The sequence below is a fragment of the Bacillus sp. TE9106W genome (assembly GCF_054062215.1).
The window spans coordinates 164,136-181,756 of sequence record NZ_JBSSFA010000010.1; the positions used below are offsets into that span (position 1 = coordinate 164,136).

At 31.6% G+C, this 17,621-nt stretch carries 19 protein-coding genes; 14 read left to right on the forward strand and 5 right to left on the reverse strand.

What is annotated here, in order from left to right; all coding sequences use genetic code 11:
* The first annotated feature begins 1 nt into the window (after position 1).
* The 6 genes from ACVWY7_RS18695 (at position 2) to ACVWY7_RS18720 (ending at position 7,352) form a co-directional block, all read left to right on the forward strand.
* Entirely contained in the window at positions 2-283 is a 282-nt protein-coding gene (locus ACVWY7_RS18695; RefSeq protein WP_427328953.1) for a HesB/IscA family protein, read from the forward strand.
* Between the two features lie 26 nt (positions 284-309).
* Entirely contained in the window at positions 310-735 is a 426-nt protein-coding gene (locus tag ACVWY7_RS18700) for a protein-tyrosine phosphatase family protein (RefSeq protein ID WP_456523909.1), read from the forward strand.
* 117 nt (positions 736-852) lie between these two features.
* Positions 853-1,692, forward strand: a complete 840-nt coding sequence (locus ACVWY7_RS18705; protein WP_427328981.1) for a TnsA endonuclease N-terminal domain-containing protein — start codon at positions 853-855, stop codon at positions 1,690-1,692.
* A complete protein-coding gene (locus tag ACVWY7_RS18710; protein WP_456523910.1) occupies positions 1,664-3,817 on the forward strand; it encodes a Mu transposase C-terminal domain-containing protein in 2,154 nt (717 codons plus the stop codon). Before ACVWY7_RS18705 ends, ACVWY7_RS18710 begins: the two co-directional genes overlap by 29 nt.
* Positions 3,810-5,450 (forward strand): ATP-binding protein, encoded by a 1,641-nt coding sequence (locus ACVWY7_RS18715; protein ID WP_456523911.1) that lies wholly within the window; start codon positions 3,810-3,812, stop codon positions 5,448-5,450. Before ACVWY7_RS18710 ends, ACVWY7_RS18715 begins: the two co-directional genes overlap by 8 nt.
* Before the next feature lie 6 nt (positions 5,451-5,456).
* Entirely contained in the window at positions 5,457-7,352 is a 1,896-nt protein-coding gene (locus ACVWY7_RS18720; protein WP_456523912.1) for a TnsD family Tn7-like transposition protein, read from the forward strand.
* A 298-nt stretch (positions 7,353-7,650) separates the two neighbouring features.
* On the opposite strand, the gene ACVWY7_RS18725 is transcribed toward ACVWY7_RS18720, so the two are convergent.
* Positions 7,651-8,535 carry a DMT family transporter gene (locus ACVWY7_RS18725; RefSeq protein WP_456523913.1) on the reverse strand — a complete coding sequence of 295 codons (885 nt, stop codon included), beginning with the start codon at positions 8,533-8,535 and terminating at the stop codon, positions 7,651-7,653.
* Positions 8,536-8,705: 170 nt separating this feature from the next.
* Between ACVWY7_RS18725 and ACVWY7_RS18730 the strand changes: the two genes are divergently transcribed.
* The 5 genes from ACVWY7_RS18730 (at position 8,706) to ACVWY7_RS18750 (ending at position 12,862) form a co-directional block, all read left to right on the forward strand.
* Complete coding sequence (locus ACVWY7_RS18730; RefSeq protein WP_000581022.1) at positions 8,706-9,266, forward strand: helix-turn-helix domain-containing protein; 561 nt, start codon at positions 8,706-8,708, stop codon at positions 9,264-9,266.
* A gap of 34 nt (positions 9,267-9,300) precedes the next feature.
* Positions 9,301-10,251, forward strand: a complete 951-nt coding sequence (locus tag ACVWY7_RS18735; protein WP_456523914.1) for a hypothetical protein — start codon at positions 9,301-9,303, stop codon at positions 10,249-10,251.
* 157 nt (positions 10,252-10,408) lie between these two features.
* Positions 10,409-10,558, forward strand: coding sequence for an aspartyl-phosphate phosphatase Spo0E family protein (locus ACVWY7_RS18740; protein ID WP_000424361.1), 150 nt, complete (start codon positions 10,409-10,411; stop codon positions 10,556-10,558).
* Between the two features lie 114 nt (positions 10,559-10,672).
* Positions 10,673-11,401: an alpha/beta fold hydrolase gene (locus tag ACVWY7_RS18745; protein WP_000600651.1), complete on the forward strand. Its 729-nt coding sequence runs from the start codon at positions 10,673-10,675 to the stop codon at positions 11,399-11,401.
* 60 nt (positions 11,402-11,461) lie between these two features.
* A complete protein-coding gene (locus ACVWY7_RS18750) occupies positions 11,462-12,862 on the forward strand; it encodes a protoporphyrinogen oxidase (protein ID WP_456523915.1) in 1,401 nt (466 codons plus the stop codon).
* A 52-nt stretch (positions 12,863-12,914) separates the two neighbouring features.
* Here ACVWY7_RS18750 and ACVWY7_RS18755 read toward each other — a convergent pair whose 3' ends face one another.
* Complete coding sequence (locus ACVWY7_RS18755) at positions 12,915-13,463, reverse strand: hypothetical protein (RefSeq protein WP_456523916.1); 549 nt, start codon at positions 13,461-13,463, stop codon at positions 12,915-12,917.
* A 335-nt stretch (positions 13,464-13,798) separates the two neighbouring features.
* Between ACVWY7_RS18755 and ACVWY7_RS18760 the strand changes: the two genes are divergently transcribed.
* Positions 13,799-14,350, forward strand: a complete 552-nt coding sequence (locus tag ACVWY7_RS18760) for a GNAT family N-acetyltransferase (RefSeq protein ID WP_456523917.1) — start codon at positions 13,799-13,801, stop codon at positions 14,348-14,350.
* A gap of 39 nt (positions 14,351-14,389) precedes the next feature.
* On the opposite strand, the gene ACVWY7_RS18765 is transcribed toward ACVWY7_RS18760, so the two are convergent.
* Both ACVWY7_RS18765 and cspD read right to left on the reverse strand, forming a co-directional pair.
* The gene (locus tag ACVWY7_RS18765) at positions 14,390-14,575 is read right to left on the reverse strand and encodes a cold-shock protein (protein ID WP_078419919.1); all 186 of its coding nucleotides are present in this window, start codon (positions 14,573-14,575) and stop codon (positions 14,390-14,392) included.
* 86 nt (positions 14,576-14,661) lie between these two features.
* A complete protein-coding gene (gene cspD, locus ACVWY7_RS18770; RefSeq protein WP_000176368.1) occupies positions 14,662-14,865 on the reverse strand; it encodes a cold-shock protein CspD in 204 nt (67 codons plus the stop codon).
* A 372-nt stretch (positions 14,866-15,237) separates the two neighbouring features.
* Here cspD and ACVWY7_RS18775 point away from each other — a divergent pair, with 372 nt between their 5' ends.
* Together ACVWY7_RS18775 and ACVWY7_RS18780 are read left to right on the forward strand one after the other, a co-directional pair.
* A complete protein-coding gene (locus ACVWY7_RS18775; RefSeq protein ID WP_456523918.1) occupies positions 15,238-16,128 on the forward strand; it encodes a CPBP family intramembrane glutamic endopeptidase in 891 nt (296 codons plus the stop codon).
* 4 nt (positions 16,129-16,132) lie between these two features.
* A complete protein-coding gene (locus ACVWY7_RS18780) occupies positions 16,133-16,792 on the forward strand; it encodes a chloramphenicol acetyltransferase (protein WP_456523919.1) in 660 nt (219 codons plus the stop codon).
* Between the two features lie 36 nt (positions 16,793-16,828).
* Here ACVWY7_RS18780 and ACVWY7_RS18785 read toward each other — a convergent pair whose 3' ends face one another.
* Complete coding sequence (locus ACVWY7_RS18785) at positions 16,829-17,590, reverse strand: arginase family protein (protein WP_456523920.1); 762 nt, start codon at positions 17,588-17,590, stop codon at positions 16,829-16,831.
* Positions 17,591-17,621: the final 31 nt, after the last annotated feature.

A 17,621-nucleotide genomic window follows, 5' to 3' on the forward strand; every position in this document is an offset into this window, starting at 1 on the left:
AATGAATATTACAGATAAAGCAAAAGAGTTTATTGAAACTGCTATGAAAGAAAACGGTGTTTCAACACTACGTTTTACATTTGATGGTGCTGGATGCTGTGGACCAAGCTACGGTATTAATTTAGGAGAAGCGCAAGAAAATGATGTAACAGAAACAGTAAATGGTATTGAAGTTGCTATGGATCCAAAGGTTGTTGAATTAGTAAATACATTGACACTAGACTATGTAGAAGATCAACAAGGTGCAGGCCTTGTTATCAGTGGCGGATTGAATTGCTGCTAACTAATAATTGAAGGAGACTAACAAACATGACTAACTATCACGAACTCGTAAAAGGAAAAGTATATATTGGTGGAGTAGACGCTATACAAGACGCAGTAAACAAGCACGGGATTACAGAGGTGTTTGATTTACGTGCTGGAGGAGAAGAACCAGAAGGGTTTCCGATTGGAACTAAACGTCATGCTTATCCAATCGTAGAAGGTGTAGAAGGGCAAGACGAATCAGTAAGAAATGCCATTGCAGCGGTCAAAGAAGCTGTTGAGCAAGATAAGAAAGTATTTTTCCATTGTTCTGGTGGACGTAATCGTACAGGTACAGTTGCTACGGGCTTATTGCTAGAATTAGGTCATGCTTCTAATGTTGAAGATGCGGAACAGCAAGTAAAGGCGATTCGTTCAATTATTGCAATTAAACCAGAATTAAAACAAGTGTTACGAAATTTATATAAATAATTAGTGTAAAACGGATATTTTTAAAATATCCGTTTTTTTGTAAACAAGTTAAGTATTATATACATAAAAAAATCCAATAATGGGAATTATAAAGAGTTTTAAAAAAGGGGATAAAACATGACCAAACGTAAAAATGATTGGACGGAAAAGAAAATAGAGAAGTATATAAAAGAGGGTAGGGGAGAAGGAGAGTTTAATAATTATAAACCTTGGTTAACGATTCAAAATGTTTCTTCAACAGGAAATAGTTCTAGGTTGAAAGGATGGAAAACAAATAGAAGGCATGAACTGTTATCTGATTTAGAGAGGAATTATTTTTTTATAATGGAATGGATAGAAGATATTATTGATATTCGTGAGCAATTTCCGTTAAATCGGGAAGTAACTTATAACATCGCAAAAGAAAAAGGGATTCGTCATCCTATTTGTACGAAAAATGAAACGTTAATTGTACTAACAACAGATTTTTTCCTTACAGTTCGAGAGGGAAATGGAATAAAATATCTAGCTAGAACTATCAAGCCTAGTAGTGAATTAGAAAATGAAAGGATTATAGAGAAGTTTGAAATAGAAAGAGAATATTGGGAAAGAAAAGGGATTGATTGGGGGATTGTAACAGAAAAGGATATCCCAATCATTATAACCCAGAATATTTCGTGGATTCATAAGTCTTATTATCTTGATGAAATTGAAGATGAAACGTTTGTAAAAGTCTTTTCTAGTTACTTAATGAGATTTCAAAATATCGATAAGGATCTTATGGAAATATGCAATGAGTTTGAGGAACAGTACAATTTGGAACAAGGTTCGTCAATTAAATATTTTAAACATTTGTTAGCTAGGAAGTTATTTTTTGTAGATATGAGTTCTCAAAAATTAAATGTACGAAGTTTAACTTTAAATGATGTAGTTTTTAGTAAAAGAGGTGATGAAAATTGTGATTCAATTATCAGTTAATGAAACATTTAAGTCAATTGATGATTCAAAGGTATATAGATTGCTCTGGATAGATGAAGGTAATGTTATTATTTATTTAATTGATGTTTATGATGAAAAAGCTATGCCTTTTGTAGATACAATTAGTAATATTCATGAGGGCTTTGCAAATGGACAGTACATAAAATTAAGTACAAACGAACTATTTCCAATAGTAAATCATGAAGGATTAAAAGAAAAAGATAAATTAATTAGGGATAAAGCATGGAGGATTATACAAGATTTAGTAAGTAAAGAACCTAATATTTTCAAAAAAAATGAGAGAGGCAAGCTCATTTTACAAGCAACAGAAAAATTTGGCTGTACGTATAAGACTATTTATAAATATTTAAAAAGGTATTGGCAAAGAGGGAAAGTCAAAGATAGTTTACTCCCGGATTATAAAAATTGTGGGAATAAGGGAGAACAAAAGAACTGGAACGAAAATAAAACTGGTAGACCTAGAATTACAAATAGCATTGGAGTTAATATTACATCTGAAATAAAAGAAAAATTTAAGAGAGCTATACAGTCTTATTATTTTTCAAATCAGGAAAATACACTAGCATATACGTATAAAATGATGATTAGAGATAACTTTCAGTCGAGTGTATATTATCAAAATAATACTAAATATATCAAGATTTTGGATGAGGATAATATACCTACTTTAGGACAGTTTTATTATTGGTTTAATAAAGAATATGGGATACAAGAAGTTACAATTGCTAAGTATGGAAGAAAGAAATTTGAAAGAGATTATAGGCCTGTTTTGGGTTCTTCTTCTTTTGAGGTTTTTGGACCAGGATCTAGGTATCAAATTGATGCAACTATTGCTAATGTATATTTAGTTTCTCGCTACAATGCCGACTGGGTATTGAAGCGACCGACGATTTACTACGTAACAGATGTATATACGCATTTAATTACTGGTTTTTATGTTGGATTAGAAGGACCTTCATGGATTGGAATGATGATGGCACTTTTGAATTCTACTGTCAATAAGAAGGATTTTTGTGCGAATTATAATATATCTATTACAGATGATTGTTGGCCTGCGGCACATTTACCAGAAATTATCTTAGGTGATCGGGGAGAATTAGAAGGATATAATGTAAATCATTTGATAGAAGGACTTAATATTACTATTGAAAACAATCCATCTTTTCGCCCGGATTGGAAAGGAATTGTTGAAAAACTATTTGATACATCTCAAGAAAAAATACGGCCATTTTTACCTGGGTATGTTTCAAAAGATTGGGGAAAAAGGGGCACAAAAGACCCACGTTTAGGGGCGAAACTCGATATAGAACAATATACAAAAATTATTATCAATTTTATTTTGCATTACAATAAAAACTTCTATATGAAGAATTACATACGTGATAAAGATATGGTAGTTGATAACGTAAAACCCACACCGATTGAATTATGGAAATGGGGCGTGAAAAATCGTGCAGGGAAATTAAGAGTAGTCCATCCTGATATTATGAAATTTTACTTAATGCCTAGGGGGAGTGCTACGGTAACTGCAAAAGGAATCAGATTTGAAAAAATGTTATACAGCTGTGATACAGCGCTTCAGCAATCATGGTTTTCTACAGCAAGAACAAAGAAAAGTTGGAAAGTAGATTTCTCATATGATCCACGCAATATGAACCATATTTATATTCATACAGGGAATGAAGAGATTTTTGAGAAATGTTATCTGTTAAAGCATCAAGAACGATATCAAAATAAAACTTTAGAAGAAGTTAAACAGTTAAACGCTTTAGAAAATAAAGATTATAAAGATAGCGAACATAGTTTATTACAAAGTGAAATTAACTTTTTTGATAATATTCAATCTATTGTTAAAGAAGCGATTCAAGAAACAAGTGAAAAACAAACAAAGAATGTAACAAAAGTAAAGAAAATTAAAGATATTAGTCACCATACTAAATGGGAGAGGAATGTACGAAGAACTGATGAAGTGTTTAAAATAGATAAAAATGAGGAAAAAACTTTAACAGAAGGAAATCATTTAGACGATCAACAAGAAAATGAATTCAAGCACCGCTCAGTTAAAGAATTATTTAATAAAAGAAGGGGGCGTAAAAATGAGTGATGCTCTAAGGGAAGTTAAGTTAGATAATGGGACATACGCTTTAATAGCACAATATCAGCCACAGGAATTAGTTGATTATCAGGGGAATCCTTTAATAGAAGCTTTACCTAGTATATTGTCATATGAAGAGGCTTTTAATCAACTTAGTTTTTTACCTAATTACCATGAAAAAGAAAGAAATTTATCAGATCATCATCGATTTCATGCATTATTACGTTTAACTCGTTTTTTCCAACCAATTGCTCAAACATTAGACTTAGAAAGACGTTTTTCAAGATTTTTACGATATGGATATGTGAACCGGAACCCTTTTCAAAAACAACATATTCAAGTACTAAATGAATTACATAATCAATTAGTAGAAAGAAATAATTTAAATTTGTCAGCAGATATACGTACTACTGCATCTAGTTTTACCTTAATGGGTTTCTCAGGTATTGGAAAATCAACAGCTATAGAACGAATCCTTTCATTATATCCTCAACTAATCATGCATAGACACCCCCTCAATATGCTTCAAATTGTTTGGTTAAAATTAAATTGTCCACATGATGGATCGTTAAAATCATTATGTCAAAACTTCTTTGAAAAGATAGATAAATTAATTGGGACAAACTACCTTGAAAGTTATGGTAAGTCCTCTAATTCTATAAGCTCAATGGTAACTAGAATGGGACAAATTTCTAGATTACATTGTGTTGGTGCATTAATCATAGATGAAATTCAACATCTGTTGGCGGCTACTGGGGATGCGTCAGAGAAAATGATGAATTTTTTCGTTACCCTTATTAATGAAATTGGTATACCGGTAATGATAATTGGAACTATGAGAGCTAGAAGCCTTTTACAAAAAGATTTTAGGCAAGCACGTCGTGGTAGTGGACAAGGAGATATGGTTTGGCAACAAATGAGCAATAAAGAAGATTGGGAAGTTTTAATTACAAGTATGTGGGATTATCAGTGGACAAAGCAATATGTAGAACTTAATCAAGATTTATTGGATGTTATTTACGAAGAGAGCCAGGGGATTACTGATATCGCTATAAAGCTATTTTTACTAGCACAGGGGCGAGCGATTGAAACGGGGAAAGAAAAAATTTCATCAGGGCTAATTAGAAAAGTGGGTAAGGAAGATTTAAGGCTTGTTCAACCAATGCTTAAAGCTCTTAAATCGGGTTGTGAAACTGAGATAGCAGGGTATGAAGATATTGTATCGTTAGATATGCAAGACTATATTCTAAATAAACTACCAGTAATCGATATGAGAGCTAGGCTCCAGGATAAAAAAGAAAAAATGGCACAGGAGCGTTTAAAAAAAGAACCAACTAAAGTAGAGAAGTTAATTTTTGCTCTTATAAACTTAGATATGAATGAAAAAGATGCAGAAATAGCAATAAAATATGTAATAAATAAATCACCTAACGCTAATATTAATGAGTTGATGAAAGATGCTTTGCAATATATGAAAGAGAAAGAAAATAAAAAAAGAAAAGAAGTAGTGAAGGATAAAAATATATTAAAGGGTATCATTGATGGCGGTAAGCAGAAAAAACAATCTGCATATGAAAGCCTAAATAATGAGGGATATATTAAGAATCCTTTAAAAGAATTTAATTATAACGAATTAAGGTGATGTTATTTGCTTGAACATTTTCCAGTCCCGTATGAAGATGAATTGTTTTATAGTATAGTCTCTAGATATCATATGCGAAGTCCAGATTTATCTAAAAGGAAAACTCTTGAGAAGTTATTTGATAAAAGTAGTTTTTTTTTAGGAATCCAATCTATTGGTATATTGAAACATTTAGTGGATAATCTACAAGTGTTTTCAGATATGTATACTATAAAATATTTTATAGAAAGGCATTCACTGATACCACTGATTAGACCATTTAAAACAGAAGAATGGTACGAGCAATTAAATGAAGGAATAGGTTCAAAAGTTTATCATAATCAATTCAGTTTAAAAAAAGGGAATATAAAATCCAAAGAGCATTTATACTGTTGTTCAGCATGTATCAAAGAACAATATGAACTTTATGGCGAAGCTTATTGGAATAGAGTACATCAGGTTCCAGGAGTTTTTGTTTGCATTAAACATCAAATACCTCTAATTAAGCATCCAACTAATATCACACACTTGTATACATATAAATTTATCTATCCTAAACTTACGGATAGTATAGATAATGAGTCTTCTTTTGAAAATAAACTTATGGATGAATTAATAGGGATTGCAGAAGATGTGAAGTATTTGTTAAGTAAAAATTTCTCGTCTTTTGAGAAAGATTATTATGTTGAGAAGTATGAGACACTCCTGGAGATTAAAGGTATCGGATATCCTATGTTAAAAAGAACTCAACGATTAAGCGAATTACTTCAAGATCATTATTCGCAAAATCTATTATGTATGCTGGAATCTTCATTTCAAATAAATGAAAGATCATCATGGGTAAATTATATTTTTGGTCAAGGTAGTATCCGATTTTGTCATCCAATTAGACATATATTGGTTATGCGTTGCTTGTGTGGTTCTGTAAAAAACTTTTTTGAAAATGATTTTATATATGAACCTTTTGGAAAGGGACCATGGATATGTATGAATCCTTTAGCTAATCATTATTTGCAAAAAAACGTTAAAAAGGTGGAAATTAGTGTTCATGGATTCAATCGAGAAGTACAAGGAGATTTCACATGTAATTGTGGTTTCATATATAGGCTTAGAGAAAGAGAAAAAGACCCCTTAAATATCCTTTATTGGAGCAATAGAATTGTTGAAAAAGGACATGTATGGGAGAGAGAATTTAATAAGCTTTTATCAAGTGGATGTACTCAGAAAGAAATCGCAATGAAAACAGGACTTACACCACCTACTATACGAAAAATAGTAAGGGATCGTAAAAAAATAATAAAAAAACTAGACAGTAAAGAAACTTTACAAATTTCGCGAGAAAAGAGAACACGGGATTATAAAGAAAAATGGATACAATTAAGATGTAAATATCCAACCTATACAAGAGTAGAATTGGCTCATTTAAATCGAGCAGCGTATGCTTGGTTGAGTAAATTTGAGAGAATATGGCTAGAAAGTCACTTACCGTCCAAAGTTTTGGGTAAAAATTCAATGAAAAAAAGTAAGGAAAGTTACAATAAAGAAGATTTAATACATATAGAAAATGCCAAAAAAATAGTTAATGATTGGGAAGAATATGAAAAAGTTAGAGGTAAGTTAATTAGAAAAACGTACTCAGCTGTTACGAAGATATTAGGAGAATATAAAAGGTGTTCGAAAAGAAAGAATCATCCATTGTTGAAAGATTATATTGCGACAATTGAAGAATCGTTGCAAGATTTTCAAAAAAGAAGGGTTCGATATGTACTTGAACATAAATTCAAAGATGTAGTAGTTAGTTTATCTGAATTAAAAGATGCAGCGAGTGTAAAAGTAGCAGTAAGAAAAGGAGAAGGGGATATAAAAGAATATATAATACGGTTGGTAAAGGAACACAACCAATCAATCTTAATGAAAAGATAAAGAAATATATATTTGTTTTTGGGAATGTGGAAAAAGCAATGCATTATGCATCTAATATAAATGTATAATGCATTGCTTTTTATATATCAACGAATAGTTTGGAAAGTTGTATTGTACAACTTTCTTTTAAAAAGAAAAAAATTGTAATTTGGAATTGAAGTTGTTATCGTACAACTATGTTTTAATGTTATTTAAAAGGATCTTTAATCAATGGGCTATACAGCAATGTTATTGTACAACTTTGTTTTAACATAACAATAGTGAAAGCATGACATTATACTGTCATGCTTTTTATTTGTTAGTTGTTAGGCAGTTTGGGTTGCATTAAAAATAATGCTAAACCAATAAAAATAACTGTAATGCCTAGTCCTTGTTGTAAAGAAATAGTCTCATTTAATATAAAGTACGCTAGTATACAAGTTCCAATCGTTTCTCCTAAAATGCTCATAGAGATAGCAGTAGCGCTCATCCACTTTAATAACCAATTGAATATTGTTTGACCTAAAATCGTTGCAATAAATGCTAAGCCAATAAAGCACAGCCAAGTTTGTGTAGAGTAGTGGATGAAAGATTCGTTTTGCATGTAAGCAAATACACCAAGAAAACAGGCACTACTCCCATAACTAATTATCGAATACGGTATAAGTGATAAATCTTTACGAACATATTGGCTAATGAAAAAGTATGCGGTAATAATTCCGGCCGCAATAAACGCTAAAATATCTCCGTATAAAGCTTCTCCACTAATTTGGAAGTCTTGCCATCCGATAACGATACTTCCTGAAATAGCGATGAGGCAACCGATAACCGCGCCTCTCGTAAACCTTTCTTTGAATAAAAAATAACCACCAATCATTGAGAATAAAGGTTGTAACGTTACGATAACTGTAGAACTTGCTACAGAAGTATATTGTAACGATTCAAACCATAGTACATAATGTGCAGCTAAAAATAGACCAGAAATGAATCCGAATCCCCATTGTCTTCTTGTTATTGTTTTTAGTTCGCTTCGATTGTTTTGATTAAAAAGTAATAATGGTAACAGAATTAATGTAGCGAAAAATAATCGATAAAAAGCAATGATAGTTGCAGGAGCATCGGCTAATTTTACAAAAATCGCTGAAGTTGATAAGGCGAATACACCGAAAAATAAGATGCAATATGAAAGAATAGGTGATTTCAAAGTTTGTCCCCCCGATAGATTGTCTATTATAATAAATTAAATACGATAAAATGTACAAAGGTAAGTATATAAGTCTCGGAGACGATAGAAAAGGATTATTTGCTTTTGTTTAGTAAGTCAGCACAAAAGCGATAAAATATATATTATGATGGACGAAGGAAGGATTTACTATGATACATGATAGGCTTGGACAAACTGTATTAAGTTATCGTAAGAAAAATAAGATGACAATTCGCGAATTTGCGGATTATGCAGGAATTAGTACTTCATTAATTAGTCAAATTGAACGAGGACATGCGAATCCCTCGTTAAGTGTATTGGAATTAATAGCGAAAGCGTTAAATGTACCGCTATTTACACTGTTTATTAATGAGATTGATACAGATTCACTTATTTCTAAGAAGAAAGATAGAAAGAAAGTATATCGAGAAAATAACGATCACATCGTATACGATGTATTAACACCTGATTTTATGAAAGCGCGTATTGAAATGTTAATGATGGACCTAAATAAACAAGCAAATACAACGGAAAATCACTATTCACATGAAGATAAAGAAGAAATTGCTGTTGTTATGAAAGGGGAAGTTTATGTGGAATTAGAAGGCAAAGAGTATTTCTTAGAAGAAGGAGATGTTGTACGTATCCCACCAAATGTGAAACATCGTTTTTTGAATAAAAGTGATGAATCTAATCATATTTTATTTGTATTGACGCCATCTTTAGGATGAGTATATAGTAATTTTTATTATGGGGGATAGAAAGATGGGAAATAAAACTGTTTTAAAAGAAGGCCTGTCAATTATTTCTCAATGTAAAAAAGAAACAAATGATATTTGGCATGCACATTTCGGAGCAGCTGCAATTGCTAGTTATTTTTTTATGAAAGATAACAATATGGAAGAAGAGATAACACAAAGTATGTTTTCTCAAACAAAAATGATGCTAAGTAAGCAAAACTTAGGTGAAATCATCGATAAAAAAGAAGAAATTGATTTTCACAGTGCTGAAAAAATGATTATAAAATCATTAGAACATACAATTGATGAACTTCATTGGGTCGGACATAATGTCATTTATGCTGCATTAAGTTTATTAGCCATGAAAGAATTACAAAAATGGGGTGATAATCAAGATATTAAAGGAATTACTAACCTTATATTATCGTTTCGAAAAACAATTCCAGGCAGATCGTGGATTGGTTTTACGACGAAGGAAGTAAAACAATTAAATATAAAAGATGAGATAGAAAATGAATTGAGAAATCCAAAACAACTTTCAAAGTTTATTTTAAAAGAGCTCTCGCAATTTCATATTATTTATAGAGCGGAAGCACATCATGATTTAATTGGTCATTTACTTACATTTTCTCATGCAATTAATATTATGTATGACTTAGGGCATATAGATATATTCCATCGAGCGATACGTCCATTATTAAAACTAGTATACGTATTACGTGCTAGTCAAAATCTTACATCGAATAGCGAAATAACATTACACTCACCGATAGATTGTTTACCTTTAATCGAATCTAAACGTGCTCATGTATTACCAACAGAAAAACGATTTTGGCTAAAAGACTATAGTACATTTGATTGGGATTTTGGACATGTCTTTAAATTCTCATATAGTTACTTTGATCATATTAAGAGGGCTCCAAAATATAAAGATATAACTTTAGAGAAATTCCGATTTGTTATGAATATGAGATGAAGTCATTGTTCTGTATAAAGGGCATAAATTTATTTGGTGATATTATATTATTTTCATATTTGTAAGATTTTACATGCATATTTTACTTTTACTAATTATGTAAATAGGCTATACTAAAATACATACATTTTAGTATTGGAGAGAGAAGTAAAACGACATGGAATTAGTGAAATTGGAAAAAGTAATTGAAATAAAGAAAGAAGAACTTTTATATTTAGTATCGGATTACGGAATTCAACATGAAAAAGTATTGGCATTAAGTCAAGAAATAGATAAACTGATTAATTACTTTATGTTTTTAAAATAGAAAGAACTATGACATGATGTGAAAATGTTATAGTTCTTTTTTATTTGGAAATTCAAATGTATATTCTATATACTAATAATAGATGGAATATTCTGTTTTAGAGGAGGGGGATACATGATATTACATACGTACATTTCAGGAGAAGGGGAACCAATCGTACTTTTACATTCTGGTGGTATGACAGGTTTAGTAGAATATGAAGAGCAGGCAGCATTTTTTCGAGAACAAAATTATCAAGTTATTCGTCCTGATTTAAGAGGTCATGGAAGATCAGGAGGGACATTGGAGAATTATTTTCTACGTTCTGTTAAGGATTTATATGATACGTTAGTGCATTTACAAATTGATAGATGTCATATAGCGGGTGTTTCACTAGGGGGATTAATCGCTTTATTATTTACAAAAAAGTATCCAGAGAAAGTGAGAACATTAACTTTTTCAGGGATCTTTCCGGTTAAGAGGGATAATTGGGAAGAGTCTCTGGAGTATGAAGCGAAGTGTCACGAGCAATTGATGGAAAATGAAGAAGTTGTAACTTATATGAATCAAATTCATGAAAAAAGTGATTGGAAAGCATTGCTTGAATCGTGGCAAGTTAAAGATTGGTACCCATTCGACGAAACTGGTGATGTAGCTAATCTTCAAGTACCTACACTTTGTATTGCTGGGGGAGATTCAGAAGATGAAGTTGTAGCTGCTACAACGTTCAAACAATTAAATGCCAATATACATATCGCCGTTATTCCGTTTGCTGGTCATTTAGTGCATAATGATCAACCGGAAATTTATTCGAATATATTGTCTAATTTCTTACAGAATGCGCAAGTTGCTAGTCGAATATAAGGACTTTTGGGTATAATAAGAAAGGAATTATTAATTGTATCGGTTAGGAGCGCAGCACATATGAAAACGGTTGTTGTTATCGGTGGAGGTATTACAGGACTTTCCACTATGTTTTATTTAGAGAAATTAAAAAAGGATTATAATATTGATTTGAATTTAATTCTTGTAGAAAAAGAAGAGTACTTAGGTGGTAAAATCCATAGTGTAGAAGAAAAGGATTTTATTATGGAATCAGGAGCGGATTCTATTGTTGCACGCAATGAACATGTTATGCCACTTGTAAAAGATTTAAATTTAGAAGAAGAAATGGTATATAACGAAACGGGTATTTCTTACATATATTCTGATAATACTTTACATCCAATTCCTTCTGATACTATATTTGGGATACCGATGAGCGTCCAGTCATTATTTAGCAGTACGCTAGTATCAACGAAAGGGAAAATTGTTGCTTTAAAAGATTTCATAACGAAAAATAAAGAGTTTACGAAAGATACTTCACTTGCTGTATTTTTAGAGAGCTTTTTAGGGAAAGAGTTAGTGGAAAGACAAATTGCTCCGGTGCTTTCAGGTGTATATTCCGGTAAATTGAATGAACTTACTATGGCATCGACATTACCGTATTTACTGGATTATAAAAATAAATATGGAAGTATTATTAAAGGTTTTGAAGAGAATAAAAAACAGTTTCAATCAGCGGGAAACAAAAAGTTCGTATCATTTAAAGGTGGACTATCTACAATTATTAATCGTTTAGAAGAAGTACTGACTGACACAGTTGTTAAGAAAGGTGCTATAACGACAGCTGTAAAAAAACAAGGTGATCACTATGAAATTTCCTTTGCAAATCACGATTCCATCCAAGCTGATTATGTTGTTTTAGCAGCTCCGCATGATATCGCAGAAACTTTATTACATTCTAATGAGTTAAACGAACAGTTTCATACATTTAAAAACTCATCTCTTATAAGTATTTACTTAGGATTTGACATACTAGATGAACAATTACCGGCGGACGGCACAGGATTTATCGTAACGGAAAACAGTGATTTACATTGTGATGCGTGTACATGGACAAGCCGGAAGTGGAAACATACATCTGGAAAACAAAAATTATTAGTGAGAATGTTTTATAAGAGTACTAATCCAGTATATGAAACGATTAAAAATTATAGTGAAGAAGAATTAGTACGGGTTGCTTTATATGATATTGAAAAGAGTCTCGGAATTAAAGGTGAACCAGAAGTAGTTGAAGTAACAAATTGGAAAGATTTAATGCCGAAATATCATTTAGAACATAATCAAGCGGTTCAAACATTACAAGAAAAAATGATGAATCTTTACCCGAATATATACTTAGCTGGTGCTTCCTATTATGGTGTTGGTATTGGTGCGTGTATTGGAAATGGAAAGAACACTGCAAATGAAATCATTGCAACATTAAATGAACCGACAAATTAATATAGCATATATAAATAAAATGTCCCTTCGTTATGCTGGAGGGACATTTTATTTATTTCACTTGAATGGAGAGTTTTTTATTCGTTGTATTATTCTCGATAATCGTTAATGTTATGTTCCCAGACTCTTTAAATGAGTATGATGAGAGTTGGTAAAGCTCTTTTATACCGTTTTTTTCCTTTAATTTATTGGCAGGAAGTAATATTATGTTCGGCTTCCATGTTTCCTGTCTACCTGAAGGATAGTTTACTATTATTTCTGGGTTATTTAATTGCATTGGTTCCCAAGAGGCAAAATGTAGCTTATCTTCTTTATCTTTTTTTAGTAATTCTTCTGAGAAATATCCAAGCTCTCCAATGTTACCGAAAACAGTAAAGTTTTGATTTTCTAATGTTATATCTAAATGTTTAGGTTGATATGTTGCTGCGTGATACATTCCATATGAAAGAGAAAGAGTAGCGATGACTAAAATGCTGATTGAAAATGTTTTAAAGCTATTTCCTTTAAAACTAGTCATCATGAATGAGTTAGGGACGAATTTTTTTGCAAATAAAAATATAAGTAATAGGAGCAAGAGGGATAAGCCGATGAATATATACATAGGAAATTTACACCTCCGCAATAAATTTATAACTATATTTTACCATAAATGTATGGAGTAGGTTGTTGTTTTAGAAGGGAAAAGTGAGTATGGAATCGAAATGATATGATATATGATTACGAGCGGAGTGATGAAAATGAAAATAATACAATTAATTTTAAAACTAGAGAATAAAGAGATGATCACATAAAAGCAAGAAGGGTTACTCTTAGTTCCTATTGAATTAAGAGAATAAGCTTCCCTTGAAATATTTGATTAATGGGACATTAAGGACTTTCCTAATTTAAAATGTTTTTTCTGCTATAATGAATGAGTAGAAAGAAAGGAATGATTCTATGGCATTTCCTATATTAGAAACTGAACGTTTGCGTTTAGTTGAAATAGAACAATCTTATTGTCAAAAAATATATGAAATCTTTTCATTGGATGAGGTAACATGTTATTACGGTATGAATTCTTTTACGGAGTTTGGACAAGCTTCACGTATGATTGAATCTTTTTCAAAAAATTATTTCGAGAAAAAGGCGATACGATGGGGGATTGTATTAAAAGAAACAAATACTTTAATAGGTACAATTGGGCTAAATAATTTACAACTATGGAGTAAACGATCTGAAATTGGATATGATTTACATCCTCGTTATTGGGGGAATGGTTTTGCTTCAGAAGCGGCCGAGGAAATTATTCGTTATGGATTTCAAGATTTAGGCTTATTTAGAATTGGTGCTATTACATACCCTGAAAATGTTACTTCTTGTAAAATGTTATGTAAAATAGGATTTCATAAGGAAGGATTATTACGTGGATATATTCATCAAGGAAATAAGCAACATGATGCATTATTGTATTCTATAGTTCGAACGGATATTGAAGATATAAAATTATAATAAAAAACCCCCTCTTATTAAAGAGGGGTTAAGTAAAAATTAACCTAATTTAGGTAATAAACGTTCTCCGCTTTTCATGCTACTTTTACATAAAGGGCATTTAGGCTCTTCTTCAAATGAAAAGTTCTTTCTCATCCATCCTAAACAATCCGCCGCTTCACATTCCCAAACAGGGGTTTGTTCTGGTGGTACTTCTGCTACATCGTTCTTTCGATTGCGATACATGTAACCACTCCTTTTATGTAAAAAATTTTAGTTATATATTAAAAAGGTTGTTAACCGTGCTGGTAACAACCTTTTTATTGTTTGAATTATAGCTTTACAACGTTTTTAGCTTGAGGTCCACGGTTACCGTCTTCAACTTCGAAGCTAACTTCTTGACCTTCGTCAAGAGATTTGAAACCGTCGCCAGTGATAGCTGAGAAGTGAACGAATACGTCGTTACCGCCTTCAACTTCGATGAAACCGAAACCTTTTTCGCTGTTAAACCATTTTACTTTACCTGTTAATGTCATGGTAATGCCTCCTAAAATTTAAAAAGATTACAATATGATCGGCCTTATTTGAATGAAAAATAAAAGTTCACATATTATCAAAAACCCATAAGGAATATAAAATGTTCCTGATTGATACTTGATAATATGCAAAGAAAAATTTAGTGTTAAATTGACCTTAATTACTATCTTACAACAAATGGTGGGAAATAGCAAGTGCTGGTAATACCAGTGTGAAATAGGATGGTAAAAGACACAAAGACATCTCTTTTATTTATATATTATTCCTAATTTTGGTTTATGCTAAACTGAGAACATTTTTATTGAGGATTTATATTAAGGAAACGATATAGAGTACAAGAATATTGTTGATTTATTAAGGAGGAGAGAATATTGCAGTCTACTCAATTTAAAATAGTGGAAGCAGCCAAAGAAGGAAGAAGAAAAGTTCATCCAGTATTCGCTGTTATACTTGCAATTGTATTTTTAACTTTAGGTGAATTGTTTATGTTATTTATGTTGTTTTTACCGAAAGCAGAGACACTTTTAATGAAGGCGATTTATAGTAATATTGAGATGATATTAACGTTTGGCGGGGCTATATTTTTTGTTTTTTTATGGGTTAGATGGGTAGAGAAAAGATCAATTTCATCCATTGGCTTTTGGAGAAACGAGTGGAATAGAAAATATTTGAGAGGTGCATTATTAGGTTTTCTTTTTATTTCAATACCAGTCTTGCTACTTTTAATAACAGGAAATGTACAACTAGAAATGCAAAGAATTACACCGACTGCCATACTTGGAATTGCAGGATCTTTAGTTGCTTTTTTAATACAGGGCGCAACGGAAGAAATCGTTGTTCGAGGTTGGTTATTTCCAGTCCTTTCTGTTAGAAGCCGTATATGGGTCGGTATTGTTGTTACTTCTTTTTTATTTGGTTTTCTTCATTTACTAAATCCAGGTATTACAATTCTTTCAATATCGAATATAATATTAGTTGGTGTATTTGCAGCTTTTTACGTTTTGAAGGACGGTAGTCTCTGGGGGATATGCGCATGGCATTCGTTGTGGAATTGGGCACAATTCAATATTTATGGTTTTGCAGTAAGTGGAATGGCAATGTATTCTACACCACTTTTTAAACCTGTAACAAACGGATCTGAATTCCTTCATGGAGGTGCGTTCGGAATTGAAGGGAGTATCATAACGACAGTATTGCTTTCGATCGCTTCCATTGTTTTATGGAGACAGTTATGGGGGAGAAAAGTGAAGCAAAGAGATTAACTTAATGAAGGTGGGAGAAATTATGGGGATTATAGCGTTTGAGGGAGCGAGTGCAGTTGGTAAAAGTACCACGTGTCGTGAGTTAGAAAAAAATTATGGAGCGTACATTATACCTGAAGTGAATGTATTATTTGAAAGATCAAAAAACGAACATAGAACATGGTATTTTGAAAAACAAGTAGAGCGCTGGAAAATAGCAGTGCAGAAGTCAGAGCAATATGAATTAGTAATACTTGATGGCGATATTTATCAGCCACTTAGTTATAATTGGTGTTTCGATTTTGATATATTTGATCAGCCATTATCTTTAATAGAAAACTTTTATAAAGAAAAGCTGATCAATAAGGAAATTGGTTTTCCTGATCAATATTTTTATTTATATACAAATGATGAAGAACTGAGAAAACGGAAAGAATCTGACGAGACTAAAAGAAGAAGAAACTTTGAAAAACATTTACATATATCAAAATCGTTTCAACGTTATTATGAAAATTTAAATACTGTTACAGACGGGTACTGTAAAATGATTGACGCGAAAAGTGTAAAATCGAATGAATTAGAAATTGTAAACAGTTTGAACTGTTTACATGTGTGTGAAGAGAGCCGTTTTGATGTTTCGAGGTTAGATGCGATTACGAAGTGGTTAAAAGAACAACGTGCATAAAAACAACGAGCGCCTTATAAGGCGCTCGTTGTTTTTTTATGTATTATATATTGAATTTAAAATTTGTAAGTTTGCTTTTTCATTTTTTTTAATAGCATTTTTATATTTAGCTAGAAAGAGCTGAGAAGGATAAACGGGTAGTTCCCCACAAATATCGATACCATAGACATTTTTATTCTTCATAAGAGAATGAATACATTTTAAAAGTGTAGAGAGTTCCATTTGTCCTTGATCCCAGTTCGTAATAGTTACTTTTGAGTCTAAAACATCTTTATCAATGCTTACATATATAGTGTTTGTATGAATATGCGAAAGTATTGTATGTGTAGATACTTCGTTTGACGTATCTATTGGGAACACTTCTACGCATGAATAATCATTGGAATGAATTGTTAAAGAAGAAGGTCCAATCATAATTACTTTCTTTAATTTCGGGTTATTTTGAAGAGCGAACGATACCCATGACCCGCAAGAAATAAGAGTATGTTCATTTTCTTCTTTTAAGTTCATGTCAGTGTGATGATCAAATAAAATAAGGGTAAATGGCTCAACTATTTCTTTTAGTAGTAAATAAGATACATAATGATAATTTCCAGAACCGATAAAAGTAACTCCTTTTTGCTTTCTACGGTTTAACTCCTGTTTTATCCGCATTAAAGAAGGAGGCTCGCAATACAGGTTTGCGTGCTCTAAATGAGTAAAATCAATATCTTCATGTGAATAAGAATGTAGTTTATTTTGTAATAAATATGTATCGTCAAAGTTTAAAAAAGTTAAACCGCTATACAATAAACTCATATTTATTCATCTCCTTTATATGTAGGCTAGC